The 17,401-nt window shown below is 60.6% G+C and carries 16 protein-coding genes; 10 read left to right on the top strand and 6 right to left on the bottom strand.

Features of this window, described 5'->3' with window-relative positions; genetic code table 11:
* Positions 1-76: 76 nt before the first annotated feature.
* On the top strand, positions 77-499 hold the full coding sequence (locus HV670_RS12575; protein ID WP_175105112.1) for an ester cyclase: 423 nt from the start codon (positions 77-79) through the stop codon (positions 497-499).
* 49 nt (positions 500-548) lie between these two features.
* Here HV670_RS12575 and HV670_RS12570 read toward each other — a convergent pair whose 3' ends face one another.
* Positions 549-1,304, bottom strand: a complete 756-nt coding sequence (locus HV670_RS12570; RefSeq protein WP_175105111.1) for an SDR family oxidoreductase — start codon at positions 1,302-1,304, stop codon at positions 549-551.
* A gap of 288 nt (positions 1,305-1,592) precedes the next feature.
* Here HV670_RS12570 and HV670_RS12565 point away from each other — a divergent pair, with 288 nt between their 5' ends.
* Positions 1,593-1,958, top strand: coding sequence for a MarR family winged helix-turn-helix transcriptional regulator (locus tag HV670_RS12565; protein WP_175105110.1), 366 nt, complete (start codon positions 1,593-1,595; stop codon positions 1,956-1,958).
* A 353-nt stretch (positions 1,959-2,311) separates the two neighbouring features.
* On the opposite strand, the gene HV670_RS12560 is transcribed toward HV670_RS12565, so the two are convergent.
* The 5 genes from HV670_RS12560 to HV670_RS12540 all read right to left on the bottom strand — a co-directional run bounded on the left by HV670_RS12560 (position 2,312) and on the right by HV670_RS12540 (position 7,814).
* On the bottom strand, positions 2,312-2,965 hold the full coding sequence (locus tag HV670_RS12560; RefSeq protein ID WP_175105109.1) for a peroxiredoxin: 654 nt from the start codon (positions 2,963-2,965) through the stop codon (positions 2,312-2,314).
* A gap of 385 nt (positions 2,966-3,350) precedes the next feature.
* On the bottom strand, positions 3,351-5,246 hold the full coding sequence (locus HV670_RS12555) for a hybrid sensor histidine kinase/response regulator (RefSeq protein WP_175105108.1): 1,896 nt from the start codon (positions 5,244-5,246) through the stop codon (positions 3,351-3,353).
* The gene (locus HV670_RS12550) at positions 5,246-5,701 is read right to left on the bottom strand and encodes a response regulator (RefSeq protein WP_175105107.1); all 456 of its coding nucleotides are present in this window, start codon (positions 5,699-5,701) and stop codon (positions 5,246-5,248) included. The genes HV670_RS12555 and HV670_RS12550 overlap by 1 nt, the downstream gene beginning before the upstream one ends.
* Positions 5,698-6,882 (bottom strand): PAS domain-containing sensor histidine kinase, encoded by a 1,185-nt coding sequence (locus HV670_RS12545; RefSeq protein ID WP_175105106.1) that lies wholly within the window; start codon positions 6,880-6,882, stop codon positions 5,698-5,700. Before HV670_RS12545 ends, HV670_RS12550 begins: the two co-directional genes overlap by 4 nt.
* A 152-nt stretch (positions 6,883-7,034) precedes the next feature.
* On the bottom strand, positions 7,035-7,814 hold the full coding sequence (locus tag HV670_RS12540) for a FadR/GntR family transcriptional regulator (protein WP_175105105.1): 780 nt from the start codon (positions 7,812-7,814) through the stop codon (positions 7,035-7,037).
* Positions 7,815-8,206: 392 nt separating this feature from the next.
* On the opposite strand from HV670_RS12540, the gene HV670_RS12535 reads away from it, so the two are divergent.
* The 8 genes from HV670_RS12535 to HV670_RS12500 all read left to right on the top strand — a co-directional run bounded on the left by HV670_RS12535 (position 8,207) and on the right by HV670_RS12500 (position 17,381).
* Entirely contained in the window at positions 8,207-9,313 is a 1,107-nt protein-coding gene (locus HV670_RS12535; RefSeq protein WP_175105104.1) for an ABC transporter ATP-binding protein, read from the top strand.
* A 94-nt stretch (positions 9,314-9,407) separates the two neighbouring features.
* Positions 9,408-10,736, top strand: a complete 1,329-nt coding sequence (locus HV670_RS12530; RefSeq protein WP_175105103.1) for an ABC transporter substrate-binding protein — start codon at positions 9,408-9,410, stop codon at positions 10,734-10,736.
* Between the two features lie 89 nt (positions 10,737-10,825).
* Complete coding sequence (locus HV670_RS12525; RefSeq protein WP_175105102.1) at positions 10,826-11,728, top strand: carbohydrate ABC transporter permease; 903 nt, start codon at positions 10,826-10,828, stop codon at positions 11,726-11,728.
* A gap of 142 nt (positions 11,729-11,870) precedes the next feature.
* A complete protein-coding gene (locus HV670_RS12520) occupies positions 11,871-12,698 on the top strand; it encodes an ABC transporter permease subunit (protein ID WP_175105134.1) in 828 nt (275 codons plus the stop codon).
* Positions 12,699-12,838: 140 nt separating this feature from the next.
* On the top strand, positions 12,839-13,942 hold the full coding sequence (locus HV670_RS12515; protein ID WP_175105101.1) for a mandelate racemase/muconate lactonizing enzyme family protein: 1,104 nt from the start codon (positions 12,839-12,841) through the stop codon (positions 13,940-13,942).
* Positions 13,943-14,064: 122 nt separating this feature from the next.
* A complete protein-coding gene (locus HV670_RS12510; protein ID WP_175105100.1) occupies positions 14,065-14,808 on the top strand; it encodes a GntR family transcriptional regulator in 744 nt (247 codons plus the stop codon).
* A gap of 205 nt (positions 14,809-15,013) precedes the next feature.
* Complete coding sequence (locus tag HV670_RS12505; protein ID WP_175105099.1) at positions 15,014-16,105, top strand: phosphotransferase; 1,092 nt, start codon at positions 15,014-15,016, stop codon at positions 16,103-16,105.
* Positions 16,106-16,154: 49 nt separating this feature from the next.
* Complete coding sequence (locus tag HV670_RS12500; RefSeq protein ID WP_175105098.1) at positions 16,155-17,381, top strand: acyl-CoA dehydrogenase family protein; 1,227 nt, start codon at positions 16,155-16,157, stop codon at positions 17,379-17,381.
* The last annotated feature ends 20 nt before the right edge of the window (positions 17,382-17,401 follow it).

Genomic DNA, 17,401 nt, shown 5'->3' with positions numbered 1-17,401 from the left:
ACGGATCCAGCGAGCACCGCGTTTCCGGTCGATGCTGGCCCACTAATCGTTCAATCCACTGCCAGGAGCCCATCCCATGAATGAGATCAGTGGTACCGTTCGCGGATTTGTCGAGGAGGTTCTGAACCAGGGGCGTATCGATGCCACGGGTAAGTTCTTCTGGGAGGACATGGTGGAACAGGCCCCATTCCCTGGCCAAGGCCCCGGTCTCGAAGGCCTGAAGGACGTCCTGCGGGGCATGCGGGCCGGATTCCCGGATATGCATTGGCGCATTGAGGAGCAACTCTCCGAAGCAGACCGGGTGGTCACCCGCTTCGAATGGACGGGTACGCACAATGGAGAGTTTCTCGGCGTGCCGGCCACCGGGCGTCCGGTACGCGTCTGGGGTGTGGTCATCGACCGCGTTCAAGAGGGCAGGATCAAGGAGAGCCGCATCATCATGGACACTCTCGGGTTGATGATGCAACTCGGTGTGGCCCCCTCCGCGTCCAGGCAATAGCGGGCAGGCGAGCTTGCCCTCCCATATCCTTCGATTGACGGATGCGGGATCAGGCTCCCGCCTGTGAGCGTCGGAACCATTCGTCGAAGCCGATGCGACCAAGGCGCGCCTCGCCCAAGGGTACAAGCGAGTGCTCCTCGACCCGGCTGCCGAAGTAGCGGGCATCTGGGTCACGCACGACCTCACGCGGGTCGCCGACTGCCTTCAGATAGCGGGCGACGATTTCGTTGAACGGCGCTCGTTCCGGGCCCGCGATCTCGACAATGCCGTTTAGCGGCGACGCGAGTCCCACATCGGCGACGATGGCAGCAACGTCGTCCGCCGCGATGGGCTGGAACAGGCCGGGTGAAAGCCTGACCGTGTTTCCATCCGCACTTGAAGCGGCAATGCCCTTGAGGAATTCGAAGAACTGGGTCGAGCGGATGACGGTGTAGGGGATGCCGGAGGCCTCGATCAATTTTTCTTGGGCAACCTTGGCTCGGAAATAGCCATTGTCGGGCGACCGGTCGATTCCAACAATAGATAGCGCGATATGGTGCCGGACCCCGGCCGCGGCCTCGGCCGGATGAAGGTTGCGGCCGGAGGCCTCGAAGAATTCCAGCACAGCCTTGTCTTCAAATGAGGGCGAATTGGCAAGGTCGATCACCACCTGCGTGCCGGCCAAGGCCTCTTTGAGCCCCTCGCCGGTGAGGGTGTTGACGCCGCTTTTGGGCGAGGCGGCGGCGACCTCATGGCCGCCCTGGCGCAGAATGGCGACGGTCTTCGAGCCGATCAGGCCGGTGCCGCCGATGACGACGATCTTCATGGTTACCATCCTTTTCGAGCACCGGTCCAGTGCGTGCAAAAAGAGACGCACGTTTCGACCCCATACCGTCACGAGCATAGGATGAATGCCGGCAGATGCAAGGTGTCGATAGGCAATCGATGAACTCACTTGACAATGGTCTTATATGCCCACTACTCTTTCCTTAAAGGTCCTAACGTTTGATCCAACATGACTGCGGCTCGGCAGGCCATCGATCCCGGTATGGTATGTAACAGCACCGCTCTGCGTAAAGCCGGGCGGCGCTTGACTCGCTTTTATGATGCCTGCATGGCGGAAACCGGTTTGCGGGCTACGCAATACACGATCCTGAATCTCCTTGCTACTCGCGGGCCGACGACAATGGCCGCGCTTGCCGATGTGTTGTCGATGGATCGGGCAACGATGGGACACAACCTCCGCCCACTCGAGCGCGACGGACTGATCACGATTCAAATTGGGCGAGAAGACCGCCGGGAGCGTGAAGTCGCGTTGTCTACCCTAGGCGCACAAATCGAGGCGCAAAGTAAGGCATCGTGGCTGAAGGCGCAGGCATGCTTCGAGAAGGAGTTTGGAACGGAGAGGGCGTTGGCGATGCGGCGATTGATGGCTCGGGTCGCGGAACTGGACTTGACCATCGATCAAGAGACTTCCTGAGGTCAAGGGCGCTACATTTGCCACCGGCATCCCTGCGACATGCGGCGAGCGTATCCCGTTCTCTCGCCGCAAAAAATTCGACATGCCTGTCGTCGAGACACTTATTGGCTTCGAGATGGCGGGGTACCAGCAGGTGGGAACGACCGCACGAGCGGCATGATGCCAAAGTGCGGCGAGTGGCGCGATCGGGAGCCGCTGCCTGTGGCTGACTCGCAAAATCCAGCGCGGGCGTGGACGGCATCGACAGATCAAATTGGCCACGGCCATAACCCGCGCCGAGTGGCCAGTTCGCCGGATTGACGGGCGCCGGGCTCCGAATTGCCCGGCGCTCGCCGCTTCGCACAGCGAGAACCTTATCTCGGTTGTGCCACGTACCGCAGGTAAGGCTTCACGGTTTTGAAACCCTGCGGATATTTCCGCATTGCGTCATCGTTCGAAACGGAAGTCGGAATGATGACGTCCTCGCCCGGTTTCCAGTTCACGGGCGTCGCCACCGTGTATTTCGCGTTGAGTTGCAGCGAATCGAGCAGACGCAGCACCTCGTCGAAATTGCGGCCTGCGCTCATCGGATACACGAGCATGGCCTTGACCTTCTTGTCGGGTCCGATGAGGAACACGGAGCGTACCGTCGCGTTGTCCGCTGCGGTGCGCGGGCCGCCGCTGGCGTTCGGGTGGATCATATCGTAGAGCTTCGCGGCGCTCAGGTCCGGGTCACCGATCAGCGGGTAGTTGATCTTGTGTCCCTGCGTCTCTTCGATATCCTTCACCCATTTCTGGTGGTCGCTGACGGGATCCACGCTGAGTCCGATTATTTTGGTGTTGCGTTTATCGAATTCCGGCTTGAGTCCGGCCATGTATCCGAGTTCAGTGGTGCAAACGGGTGTGAAATCCTTCGGATGCGAGAACAGGATGACCCAATGGTCGCCGATCCACTCGTGAAAACGGATCGTCCCCTCGGTGGTTTCGGCGGTGAAATCGGGAGCTTCTTCTCCTAATCGAATCGACATCTTCGTCCTCCATAAGGGTGGATGCGTCAAGGTACGACCGCCGCAGTCGGAACGACGGCCCCGGCGGCCTGGGTTGCAGTCAGGCTGTAGGTCGACTAACGCTCAACTTCCGGCTCATTGGACTGTATCGCGCGGGGGGAGCATCTGCGGGCGCGGCGGATTCAGAGCTTCTGCCCAATGGCCGTGATGCGGGGCAAACTCGGGACGCGCTGCGGGTCGCGCTTATAGCGTAGGACAAAAAACTTCCGCTGTGGCTAACATGCACGTCGAATCCGCCTTTGGGGCGACAAGTTCGCTGGCTGGCCGCGTTGGCTTCCGGCGATGTAGGGGACAACAGCGGATCGCCGCGGGTGCCGCAAATGTGGGGCGAGCCGGCTGACTTGGCTTATAGCAGCGCGACACTTTCCGGACGCGTCTCCTCGCCTGGTAAGGTGAACTGAAACTTCGCACCCCGTCCTGTTTTTGGACTCGCGCTCAAACGACCGTCATGCGCCTCGATGATCCGGCGACTGATGGACAGTCCCATTCCGGTGCCTTTCGGTTTCGTTGTAAAAAACGCCTCGAAAATGCGCTCAGGTTCATCGGTGGGAAGCCCGATGCCCGAATCGCTCACCGAGACCAATAGCTGGCGATGCTCGATCCTCTTCGATGTGACGATCAGTTCACCCCCCGTGTCTTGCATTGCCTCGATGCCGTTGAGCATCAGGTTCATCAAGACCTGTTGAAGCTGTACGCGATGTGCTGTTGTTCTCGGAAGTCCCGTGTCGAGTTCGGTTCGGATCGAAACGGACCTCCGATCGGCGGTATCCCGCAGCAAAACCGCCATCTCCTGAATGATCTCGTTCAAGTCCAGCAATTCCCGCTCCGGGGTGCTTCGCCTGTAGAGTGAGCGAATGCCGTCAATGATGCCGGTGGCGCGCATGACGGCCTCGACCATTGCCGAGGCGCAGTTGCGTGCTTCGCTGAGATCCGGTGCATCGCGACCGAGCCATCGCATGCACGCGCCTGCACTCGTGACCGCGGCGGCCATCGGCTGCTTGATTTCGTGAGCTAACGAGGCGGCCAGTTCGCCCATCATGCTGACGCGGTTGATGTGCGCGAGATCTGTCTCCAGTTGGCGCAAACGTTCGCGCTCTATCTCGGCACGCTTTCGATGGGTGATGTCGTTGCTCGACTCCAAAGCTGCGACCGGCACACCCCGCGCATTTCGTTGCAATGTCCAACGGCTCGCCACCGGTATCTGTGTTCCGTCTTTCCTCGTACGCACAAGCTCGCCTTCCCATTGGTCGCTACTACGCAGCTCCGCCTTGATTCGCTCAAACGGTACAGGGAAGATCGTCTTCAGCAGCTCGGGAGCAAGCTTGCCTTTGGCCTCCTCGGCCGACCATTGGTACAACGCCTCCGCGCCACGACTCCAGTAGGTGATGACTCTGTTCATGTCGCAAACGAAAATAGCGTCATGCGTCAAATTGAGCAAACTTGCCTGCTCTCGTAGTGTTTCTTCCGTGAGCTTTCGCTCTGTAACATCCGTCAACGCTCCGACGAAAAGAAAACTATCCGGATTGTCGCCGGTGACACCATGAGCCACAGCTCGAACGTATTTGACGGAATCATCAGGCAGCACCAGGCGATGCTCCGCCGTGAAGGCGCACCTATCGGCTGAGGCGCGGTCGAGGATTTGGCGCAAACGCGCCCGGTCGTCCTGATGAGTCCGGTTGATCACCATCTCAACCGTAGGCTTTATCGCAGGGTCAAGGGCATATATTCGATAAGTCTCTTCGGACCAATAAATTTCACCGCTCGTAACGTTCCAGCCGAAACTTCCCGTGTGGCTGAGTCTCTGCGCCTCCGCCAGATACATTTCGCTCCGGCGTAGCGCCTCTTCAGCCTTCTTGCGTTCAACCCGTTCCTTGGTTTCGCGCAACGCTCGTTCAACTGAGGGCACTAACCTTGATAGTCGTGTTTTCAGAACATAATCCGTAGCCCCAATCTTGAGCGCTTCAATAGCCAATTCTTCGCCAAGCGTGCCGGAAACAAAGATAAACGGCAGTTCTGGGCGGAAACTCAACGCGAGTTTTAAAGCCGAGAGGCCGTCGAATGAAGGAAGTTTATAGTCGGCGAGAATCAGTTCAATTTCAGGGTTTTTTAGAGCGGCCAGGAACTCCGCACGAGACTGGACGAGGTCTATTTGGCAGGTGCGATAATCTCCTTCGAGGAGCTCCTGAATGAGCTCGGCATCATGGCTACTATCCTCCAGCAACAGAATGCGGAGCGCAGACATTATCGTGCCTTTTTGATACTGCCTGGCGGCGGCTCATTGATGAGGGCCCAGAAGACGCCTAGCTCCTTGACGGCGTTGATAAATTCGTGAAAATCGACGGGCTTTACTACATATGCGTTCACCCCGAGCTTATAGCTTCTCACCATGTCTTTCTCCTCATGGGACGATGTCAGCACCACCACAGGTATTATTTTAAGACGCTCGTCCGACTTGATTGTCTCCAGGACTTCCAACCCATCGACCTTGGGTAGTTTAAGGTCAAGTAGCAACACCGCGGGATTCTCGTTGGAGCGAGAGGAAAATTCTCCCCTGCAATAGAGGTAATCCAGAGCTTCTTTTCCGTCTCGGGTGATCACAACCTCGTTCGCCAAGTTGTATTCAGCCAGCGCGGCCAAAGTGAGCTCGACGTCTCGCGGGTCGTCCTCAACGATCAAAATGCGTCCAAGTTCGCTCATGGCATGCTCGCAATCCTGTTTGTCGGTGCACCCTCTGCTTTAGGCAGGGAGAAATAGAAAGTGGCGCCGTGGTCGGGCGCCCCCTCGGCGCGGACCTTTCCGCCATGGCGGACGATAATGCGCTGAACAATAGCCAGACCTATACCCGTACCTTCAAACTGTTCCGGCAGATGCAGCCGTTGAAAGACCCCGAACAGTTTATTTACATACTGCATGTCGAAACCCGCGCCATTATCTCTTACGAATATCTCGACTTCCTTTTTATTGACATCCATACAGCCAATCTCGATTTGGGCACGCGTTCGCATGCTCGTGAATTTGACCGCGTTGGAAACAAGATTGACGAGAACCAGCCTCAGCATGGAACGATCGCCGTAACAGACTGGAAGAGCCTTGATTTCCCAGGATATGTCTCTGTCCCCTATGTCTTGCCCGATGTCCGAGATGACTTCCTTCACGAGCGGCTCGAGGCTCACAACGGTCATCCTGGTCTCAACTCGCCCAATCCTGGAAAAGGCCAGCAAATCATCGATCAGATCGCCCATCCTTTTTGCTGACTCGAGAATCGTTTGTATGTACCGACGACCCTTGTCGTCAAGGGAAGAGGACGCCTGTTTCTGCAGCAGCTCCGAGAACCCCATTATGTGCCGAATTGGCGCTCGCAGATCGTGGGAAACGGAATAGGAAAAAGACTCCAATTCCTTGTTAGTCGCTTCAAGCTCTGCGGCGCGTGTGGCGAGTGCTTGATTGAGCCTCAGAATTTCGGTCTCTCGTTGCCGACTCACTTCCACCTCCATTTGAAGGGTATTCCGCGCGGCGAGAAGCTTGTCCTCAATTCGACGTCGAATGGTCACAAAAAAAGCAATAACTACCGACCAAACTGCGAAAAGAACAAAGTACGGTAGATCTTGTGAAGAGATTTCGAAAGAGTAAAGGGGCGGGGTAAAGAAGTAGGTGACGCTGGCCCCCGATAGCAAAACGGCTAGCCCGGATGGTCCTATCCCGGCATACCAGGCAACGAGCACGATGGCCAGGTCAAAAAGCGGCGTTTCGACCTCATTGAAGCCATAATGTTGGCATGCTAGCGCCAGCCCAAGCGCGATTCCCACGCATACGACTGCAAAGCCGTAACGCGGTACAGGTGGGCGGACGCCTTGCAACTGTATGTCCCAGCGCGCCAAGCTTTGCCTCGCTGCTACCGTTGCCTCGCTGCACCCTGTGGATCATTCCACAAGGGTTTTTATTATATTTCATGTTCCCATTGCTGGGCTTGGCCGAGCCAGCCTGGCTGGGAAACGAGTATCGCCCCAAGATGTATGGCTCACCTCAACGATCAAGTTTCGATCTCGCCCGACGTCGTGGGCTGCGCTTCCGCGACCTCATCCCCCGCGCTCGACAATGCGCGAGAAAACTCCTGACGCAACGCCCGCAGGTGACGCCGCATCGCCGCGCGTGCCGCCGTACTATCGCCCGCCTTGATCGCATCGAGAATGCGCTTGTGATTCTGGTTCGCATCCTCGAACAGTCGCGGCGTCACGAAATGATCTTCGAAGCGCGCGAACACGGGACTGTTGCGCTGGTCGAGCAGGGCGGCGACCAGATGAACCATCGCCTGGTTGCCACTCATCTCGGCAATCTTCATATGGAAGCGCCGATCAGCCGGCTGATCGTGATGCAACTGACGATGCTCGACCGATAGCGAGGCGAGATGCGCCTCGAGTTCCTCGATGTCGGCCGACGTCGCGTGGCGCGCTGCCAGCGCGGCGTTCTCGGATTCGACGAGGATGCGCGCCTCGATCTGCTCGAGTGGTCCGACATCGTGCCAGTAGCTCGGCGCACCGGTTCCCACGTCCGGGCTGCTGGCAGACGCGCGCGGCGTATCGAGCACCGTCACGCCGTTGCCGACCCTGACCGTCACGCGGCCTTCGACCTCGAGCGCGATCAATGCCTCGCGCACGGAGGCGCGGCTCACGCCGAGCTGCTGCGCGAGCTCGCGCTCGGCCGGCAGCAGCGTGCCCGGCGGAAAGTGGCCGCTGTCGATATACCGCCCAATCAGCTCGGCAATTTGTCGATACAGCCTGCGCGATTCGATCTGCGGAAGCGCTTGCACCATCTCGTTATCTCTCTCTCGGAATGCGATTGGGTTGATGCGCGGCGTCATAGTCGTTCCCCGGTCCGTGCGCACGGTTGGAGCTCGCTCGCAGATCTGCTTTAGCCCACGAGCTAACGGCATTCGCGCACGCTCACCATGAGCCCTGAAAATGCCGTTGTTTAGTGCCCGATACATTGCAACGCAGCACCGCCGATATCAAGGTAAACCCGGTTCCAAATTGCTTGACAACCCTTGCTGTCAAAACCTATCGTTTGCCCAATGGCCTGACCATTGAACCTTTGTTCAAGTATATCGCTCGCTTCGAGGGTTTTAACAAGTAATCGCAAATTCTGTATTGGGTACGGCCCGTCCAGCATCGTTGCTGCGTGCCGGTTGGTTCACAGGGATATTCAATGGCTTCGGTCACGCTTACGCAGGTCAAGAAACATTACGGGGACACCCACATCATCCACGGCGTGGACCTCAAGATCGAGGACGGCGAGTTCGTCGTGCTCGTGGGTCCTTCGGGCTGTGGCAAGTCGACGCTCCTGCGCATGCTCGCAGGGCTCGAGGAAATCAGCGGCGGCGAGGTCCGCATCGGCGATCGCGTCGTCAACAAGCTGCCGCCGCGCGATCGGGATATCGCGATGGTGTTCCAGAACTACGCGCTTTATCCGCATATGTCGGTCGGCGGCAATATGAGCTTTGCGCTGCGTCTGAAGAAGAAGGCCGAAGAGGAGATCGGACGTCGCGTGCAGAACGCGGCGCAGATGCTCGGACTCGGCGCGCTGATCGACCGCTTTCCGCGTGCATTGTCCGGCGGTCAGCGGCAGCGCGTCGCGATGGGGCGTGCAATCGTGCGCGACCCGAAGGTCTTCCTGTTCGACGAACCGCTGTCGAATCTCGATGCGAAGCTGCGCGTGAAGATGCGTACCGATATCAAGGCACTGCATCAGGAATTGCGCACGACCTCGGTCTACGTGACGCACGACCAGATCGAAGCGATGACGATGGCCGACCGCATCGTCGTGCTGCATGACGGCCTGATCGAACAGGTCGGCACGCCGCTCGAGCTCTACGACAATCCTGTCAACAAGTTCGTCGCAGGCTTTATCGGCTCGCCGTCGATGAACTTCCTGCCCGGTGTGCTGCGCCATGAAAACGGCCAGACGCTCGTCGATCTCGAAGACGGGCAGCGCTGGGTGGCCGCCCGTCAGCCGGTTGGCAAGAGCGGGCAGACGGTGTGGCTCGGCGTGCGTCCCGAGCATCTGAGCGTCGCCACGGACGACGTCGGCCTGCTGACGAAGGTTCGTGTGACCGAGCCGACGGGGGCCGACACGCATCTCGTGATGACGCTCGGTAAAACCGAGATCAGCGCGACGCTGCGTGACCGCTTCGACGCGAAACCGGGTTCGGTCGTGCGGCTCGCGCCGCAGCCGGGACGCCTGTACCTGTTCGATCGCGAGACTGAAATCCGCCTGCCGACGCCGACACCAGCGCCCGGGCAATCGCTGCATTGAGTATCCACGGCGCGGCACCCTGCATCCGCACGGCCGCGAGCCGAACGTTTCATCACCTACAAAAATCAACGAAGTACCTAATGGAGACGACCACATGAAAGCACGCTTCATTCCCTCCTTGCTGCTCACGTCGACACTCGTCGGCGTGTTGCTTGCGCCCGCGACGCCCGCGCTCGCCGGCGCCTACGACGGCTATACGCTGCGCGTCAAGCTGATCGGTGGGGCCCAGTATGAGCCGCTGTACACCCTGATTCCCGAATGGGAAAAGAAGACGGGCGCGAAGGTCGACATCATCTCGCGCAAGAACTACTTCGATCTCGATCGCGAATACAAGCAGGACATCGCCGCGCGGAAGATCGACTACTGCGTCGGCTCGAACCACACCAGCTTCGCGCCGCAGTACCCGGGCTTGTTCCGCGACCTCAAGGGCGTGATCCCGGCTGACTACATCGCGAACTTCGCGCCGCGCGTGATCGAACAGTCGACCGTCGGCGGGAAGCTGCTGCAGATCCCGCGCCATTCGGACATCAGCGAGCTCTACTACAACAAGAAGACCTACAACGACCCGGCGATCAAGGCCGCCTACAAGACGAAGTTCGGCAAGGATCTCGCGCCGCCGACGACATGGGATGAAGCGTCGCAGCAAGCCAAGTTCTTCGCGAAGCCGCCGCAGTTCTACGGCACGCAGTTCGCGGGCAAGGACGAGGCGATCTCGGGGCGCTTCTATGAAATGCTTCGTGCGAACGGCGGCCAGCTGTTCGACAAGCAGTGGAAGCCGACCTTCAATTCGCCGGCCGGCGTGAAGGCGCTGAACTGGTTTGTCGACCTCTACAAGTCCGGTGCGGTGCCCAAGGGCTCGCCGAACTATGTGTGGGACGATCTGGGCAACGGTTTCGCGAGCGGCTCGGTCGCGTTCGACCTCGACTGGAGCGGCTGGGCGAGCTACTTTAATGACCCGAAGAGCAGCAAGATCGCGGGTCAGGTGGGCATCGCGCCGGCACCGAAGGGTTCGGCGGGGGTCCGCACGGGCTGGTCGGGTTCGCATTCGTTCTCGATCACGACGCTATGCGACAACCCGAAGGCCGCCGCGGACTTCATCGAGTTCCTGACGAGCCACGACGCGCAGATGCTCGAAGCGCGCCGCGGTCTGATCCCGTCGCGTCTCGATGCGCAGCAGGCTGCGCTGGCCGAGTTCAAGGCGAAGAACGACACGTATATGGCCGACGTCTTCCAGACGTTCTCGAGCGCGATGCGTGACGAATCGTTCACGCCGCCGTTGATCCCCGAATGGATCGAAGCGTCGAACCTGATCTGGCCGCAACTGCAAAAGGCGATCGTCGGCGACAAGAGCTCGCAGCAAGCCCTTGACGACGCCGCCAAGTCGGTCCAAGCGATGATGGACGATGCCGGCTACTACAAGTAATAGATTGTGAGCCTGGGGATGAAGCCGGCCGTCGCGGCTGGCTTCCTCCCGCTTTTCTTGCCTGAGCCGTACTGTTCGAGAACGAATCAATGAGCCTGTCGCAAAGGATATCGCCGGCCGCCCGCCTGTTGCTGCCGTCGTTTGTCGTGATACTGATCGTGGTTGCGGTCCCCTTGCTGTTTTCGCTGTATACGAGCTTTACGAGCTACCGGCTCACGCGCCCCGATTCGATCCTCGACGTGATCGGCTTCAAGAATTACCTCCGCCTGTTCGCCTCGACGGAATTCTGGATTGCGCTCGGTCGCACGATTGCTTTCCTGACTGTCGTGCTGAACCTCGAGATGCTGCTCGGTCTGGGCATCGCCTTGCTCGTGCACCAGATCACGCTCGGGCAACGTGCGATCCGTACGATCGTGATGTTCCCGATGATGTTCTCGCCGATGCTCGTGGGCTTTCAGTTCAAGTTCATGTTCAACGACAACATCGGCATCGTGAACCACATTCTCCAGCATGGCTTCGGCGTGACCCAGGCGATTCCCTGGCTCGTCGACGGCAAGCTCGCGTTCTTCTCGCTCGCGGTTGCCGAGATCTGGAATTCGACTTCGATTTTCGCGATCCTGCTGCTCGCGGGCCTCATGGCCATGCCGCAGGATCCGCTCGAAGCGGCACGGGTGGACGGCTGCACATCGTGGCAGGCTTTCCGCCACGTGACGCTGCCGTTCCTGATGCCCTTCGTCTATATCGCGATGACGATTCGCTCACTCGACGTCGGGCGTGCATTCGATATCGTCAAGATCATGACCGACGGCGGTCCGGCGGGCCGCACCGAACTGATCTGGACGCTTGCCGCGCGCGCGGGCTACGAGGACGCGCGCATGGGCTATGCAAATGCGATGTCGTATATCGCGGTGCTGCTGTCGATCGCCTTCACGCTTTATTTTTTCCGCAAGCTCAACGCCGCGCGGCAGTTCCTGAACGAGGCGGATGCCTGATATGACCGAGCCGATTTCAAACCGAACCGAACAGACCGTGTCCGGCGCCGCTTCGCTGCACACGCAGATCAAGGCGGACCGCCTCGCCGAACGCGATGCGCCCGTCGACTATCGCAAACCGTGGTTTCCTCATGCCTTGTTCATGCGCTGGGCGGTGCGCTTCGGCGTCTTCGTCTCGCTTTGCGTGATCCTGTTGCCGGGCCTTTGGGTCGTGCTCAACGCGTTCCGCTCGAATGTCTCGATCCTCGCGCGCGACAACATCTTCGCGGCATCGACGTACACGCTCGACAATTTCCGCAATATCTTCGGCTACGGCGATGTCGCGGCCATTCCGGTGCGCCAGTACTTCACCAACTCCCTGATCATCTCGGTGTCGAGCACGGTGATCGCGATCCTGATCGGCCTTGCGGGCGGCTATGCCTTCGCGCGCTACAAGTTCCGCTACAAGAACACCCTGTTCGTCGGGTTGATGCTGTCGCGTGCGGTGCCGGGCATCGCGTTGTCGCTGCCGGTGTTCATCATCTGGTCGTGGCTCGGCCTCATCGATACGAAGTTTGGCACCATCCTCGTGTATGTCGCGATGAACGTGCCGTTCTCGGTCTGGCTGATCGATGGCTTTTTCCGGCAGATTCCGAAAGAACTCGCCGAGGCGGCCGAGATCGATGGCTGCACGCGCTGGCAGGCGTTCTGGCAAGTCGAGTTTCCGCTCGCCAAATCGGGCGTTGCATCGGCGGGCATCTTCGCCTTCCTGACCGCGTGGAATGAATTCGCACTGGCCTCGCAACTGACGCGCAGCACCGACACGAAGACGCTGCCGGTCGGGCTGATGGACTTCACCGCGCAGTTCACGATCGACTGGGCCGGCATGTGTGCGATGGCCGTGATCATCATCGTTCCCGCACTGATCCTGACCTTCATCGTCCAGAAGCACCTGATCGCGGGTCTGACGCTCGGTGGTGTGAAGGGCTGAAGCAGAAGGCCGCGCGAGGCCATGCCGTACCACGACGGGCCGCCTCGCGGCGGCCCCGAACCCGCGGTTCCGTACCCGTACCCGAACCTGACACAGATTCATGGATAGCGAACTATCCAGGCACCTACACAGATCCCACTATGCCGATCATCGAACGTATCGAACTGATGCAGGTCGACCTTGCGCCGAAAACGACGCGCCAGGACGCCATTCAGTCTTTTGTCACGCAGGAAACTCCGGTGGTGCGCATCGTCTGCGACGATGGCAGTGAAGGCATCGGCTACAGCTACACGATCGGCACAGGCGGGTCGTCGGTCATGGCCTTGTTGAAGGATCATCTGGCGCCGATGCTGATCGGCAAGAGCCCGGTCGAGGTCGAGGCGCACTGGCGCGCGATGCTGTTTCATACTCATGCGACCGCGGTCGGCGCCATTACCAGCATCGCGCTGGCGGCGATCGACACCGCGCTGTGGGATTGGCGCGCCCGCCAGGCCGACTTGCCCTTGTGGCGTCTGCTCGGTGGCGCGAAATCGCAGGTGCCCTGCTATACGACCGAAGGCGGCTGGCTGCAATTGCCGGTCGATACGCTCGTGAAGCAGACCGTCGCCGCGAAGGAGCAGGGCTTTCTCGGCGCGAAGCTCAAGGTCGGCAAGCCGCGCGGGGCCGAAGACGTGGCGCGCCTGAGCGCGGTACGCGAGGCGGTCGGCTCCGAATTCGAGCTGATGGTCGATGCGAACCAGGCGTTCACGATCAGTGAGGCGTTGCGTCGCGCCGATGCCCTTGCGGAAATCGGGCTCGCGTGGCTCGAGGAGCCGATGCCTGCCGACGATGTCGCCGGCCATGCGCGGCTCAATGCGCGCAGCCGCATTCCGATCGCCGTCGGGGAGTCGTTGTACAGCCCGGGCCAGTTCGGCGACTACCTGCGGCTCGACGCCTGTTCGATCGTGCAGGTCGACGTGGGGCGCATTGGCGGCATCACGCCGTGGCTGAAGGTCGCGCACATGGCCGAGTGCATGAACGTGGCGGTCAGTCCGCACTTCCTCATGGAACTCCACGTGAGCTTGTGCTGCGCGGTGCCGAACTCGGCATGGGTCGAACATATTCCGCAACTCGACGAAGTGACCACGCAGACCATGGTGATTCGCGACGGCCATGCGCAGGCGCCGACGCAGGCCGGGCTCGGCATCGAGTGGGACTGGGCGGAGATTGAAAAGCGCAGCCTGGTCAGGCATACGGTTCGATAGAACCCGGGCCGCAGGGTGCCAGTCCGGGCGATCGGCTGAGCCTACTATACTAGTAGGACTTCGAGGCAGGAGACCCATTGGCCGGTGTGCGCTCATGCGGCACCGCCGGAGACCCGGACGACATGAAATCTGACCGCAACGATCCGCAGGAATTTGGTGCCCGCGTGCTGCCGCCCGGCTATGTGCTGGACCGGTCCAAGCCTTTGTCCGCTCAGATCTACCGCGTGGTGCGCGATGCCATCGTCACGATGCAATTGCATCCGATGGATGTGATCTTCGAGCGTGCGCTCGCCGAGACGCTCGGCATTTCGCGCACGCCCGTGCGCGAGGCCTTGCTTCAGCTCGCACGCGAGGAACTTGTGCTGATCGCCGCGCAGTCCGGGACCTTCGTGGCTCCGGTCAGACGCGAACAGTTCATGGAAAGCGCGCTGATCCGGCGGGTGCTCGAGACCGCAAGCATCCGGCGCGCCGCGGAAATCATCAGCTTCAACGAGATCGAGCAGCTTCGCACGATTCAGGACGCGCATCGCCGCGCGATCACGCGCGGCGATGCGGTGGCCGCGATCATTCACGACAACGCCTTCCATTCGACTGTCAGCCGCGCCGCGCATCTGCCCAAGGTCTCGCAACTGATCGATCTGGTACGCGCCCCGATCGATCGCGTGCGTCATATCACCGTACGGGATCCGGTTGTCGGCGAGATGACCCTGAGCCAGCATCAGAACGTGCTCGATGCGCTGGCATCGCACGATCCGGACGCGGCCGAACGTGCACTGCAGGCCCATCTCGATGAAGCGTTCCAGCGCCAGCAAAAGGAATTCGACGCACGCATCGGCTTGTTCGATGGCACCGAATCAATCGACTGATTCCGGTCTCGCAGGCGGTGCGATCATCGGGGCTTGATGCACGCTCAACCCTTCCTGAGCGAAAGAAGGCCTTGTAAAGTCCGTAGAAGAAATGCAAAGCGACCGGCTTGCGCAGGGCTCGTTCCCAATAAACGGGAATCGAGGCCGGCATGCCTGCAGCGCTCCACAGCACGGCGGGCACGTCATACAGTTCTCGGAGACACTGATGAATGCTTCCGGAAGTGCGGATTTTTCGGGCACGCGACCTGTCGCACCGACCTATTCGTTCGATGTCGGCCGGCTTGCAGACTATATGCGCGAGCATGTCGAAGGGTTCAGGGGACCGCTCGAGGTCGAGCAGTTCAAGGGTGGCCAATCGAACCCGACGTTCCGGCTCCAGGCCGGTGGGCAGCGCTACGTGCTGCGCCGCAAGCCCTCCGGTGTGCTGCTGCCCTCGGCGCATGCCGTCGAGCGCGAGTTCCGCGTGATCAGCGCGCTCGCCGGCACCGAGGTGCCCGTGCCGCGTGCATACGCGTTGTGCGAGGCACCCGAGGTCATCGGCACGGCGTTCTACATCATGGAGTACATCGAAGGACGCGTGCTCTGGGAGCCGGCGCTGCCCGGCATGGCCCCCGCGCAGCGAGGCGCGATCTATGACGAGATGAACCGCGTGATCGCCGCGATGCACATGATCGATCCCGCCTCGATCGGCCTCGCCGACTACGGTCGTCCCGGCAACTATATCGAGCGCCAGGTCGCACGCTGGACCACGCAATATCGCGCTGCCGAAACCGAACGTATCGAAGCGGCCGATCAGCTGATCGATTGGCTGCCGCGTCATCTTCCCGCGAACGACGAAAGCCGCATCGTGCACGGCGACTACCGGCTCGACAACGTAATCCTTCATCCCGACGAACCGCGCATCCTGGCCGTGCTCGATTGGGAATTGTCGACCATCGGCCATCCGCTCGTGGACTTCGCCTACCACTGCATGACCTGGCGCATGATCGAGGGCGAGGCGCGCGGCCTTGCGGGTGCCGATCTCGCCGCGCTCGGCATCCCGAGCGAGGCCGACTACCTGCGGACGTATCTGCGGCGCACGGGACGGGGGCAGTTTGCCGAGGTCTCCGAGGTCGATTGGGGTTACTACCTGGTATTCAATATGTTCCGGCTTGTGGGTATTCTCCAGGGCATCACCGCACGCGCATTGCAGGGCAATGCGTCGAGCGCGGGTGCCCTCGAGGCCGGCAAACGCACGCGTCCACTTGCCGAGCATGCGTGGAAGCTTGCGCAACAGGTGGATGCCATGCGCGCTTGATGTCGCGTTTTGCTCACGGCATCCCGCTCTCCCGACAAGGACTTGCTTCATGGATTTCCACCATTCAGACAAGGTCAAGAATCTGCAGCAACGCGTCGCCGCTTTCATGGACGAGTACGTGTACCCGGCAGAGGACGTGTTCGCGCAGCAGATGGACGCCGCGCGCAAGGCGGGCAATGCATGGCAGCCCGCACCCGTGATGGAGACCCTCAAGGAGCGTGCGCGTGCGGCCGGGCTCTGGAATCTGTTCCTGCCTGAGTCGCAATATGGCGCGGGCCTGACCAATCTCGAATACGCGCCCCTCTGCGAGATCATGGGCCGCTCGCCGCTCGGCGCCGAACCGTTCAATTGCTCGGCGCCGGACACCGGCAATATGGAAACGCTCGTGCGCTATGCGACGCCCGAGCAGCAGAAGCAGTGGCTCGTACCGCTGCTCGAAGGCAAGATCCGTTCGGGCTTCGCCATGACCGAGCCCGAGGTCGCTTCGTCCGATGCGACCAATATCCAGTCGCGCATCGAGCGCGATGGCGACGAGTATGTGATCAACGGGCACAAGTGGTGGACCTCGGGCGCCAATGATCCGCGCTGCAAGATCCTGATCTTCATGGGCAAGACCGATCCCGGCCACGCGAACCGTCACCAGCAGCAGTCGATGATCCTGGTGCCGATGGACACGCCCGGTGTCAAGGTGGTGCGCCATCTGCCCGTGTTCGGTTATGACGATGCGCCGCACGGCCACGCCGAGGTGCTGTTCGAGAACGTGCGCGTGCCGGTTTCAAATATCCTGCTCGGCGAAGGCCGCGGTTTCGAGATCGCACAGGGCCGGCTCGGGCCGGGGCGCATTCACCACTGCATGCGCCTGATCGGAGTCGCCGAGCGCGCGCTCGAAGCGATGTGCCGACGTTCGCTGAAGCGCGTCGCATTCGGCCGCAGGCTCGCTGAGCAGGGCGTGACGCGCGAACGCATCGCCAATGCGCGCATCATGATCGACCAGGCACGGTTTCTCGTGCTCAACGCCGCGCACAAGATGGACACGGTCGGCAACAAGGATGCACGCCAGGAGATCGCGATGATCAAAGTCGTCGCGCCGAACATGGCCTGCCAGGTCATCGACTGGGCGATGCAGGTACACGGGGGCGGCGGCGTCAGCGAGGACTTCGGCCTGGCGCGCGCCTATGCGAACGCGCGGACGCTGCGCTTCGCCGACGGCCCCGATGAAGTCCACCGCAACGCGATCGCAAAGATGGAGCTCGGCCGGTATCTCGAGCAGGAATAGCGGCGGGAAATTCGAAAAGA

The sequence above is a fragment of the Pararobbsia alpina genome, assembly GCF_902859895.1.
Lineage (GTDB): Bacteria > Pseudomonadota > Gammaproteobacteria > Burkholderiales > Burkholderiaceae > Pararobbsia > Pararobbsia alpina.
This window is presented reverse-complemented; position numbering and strand designations above follow the sequence as displayed.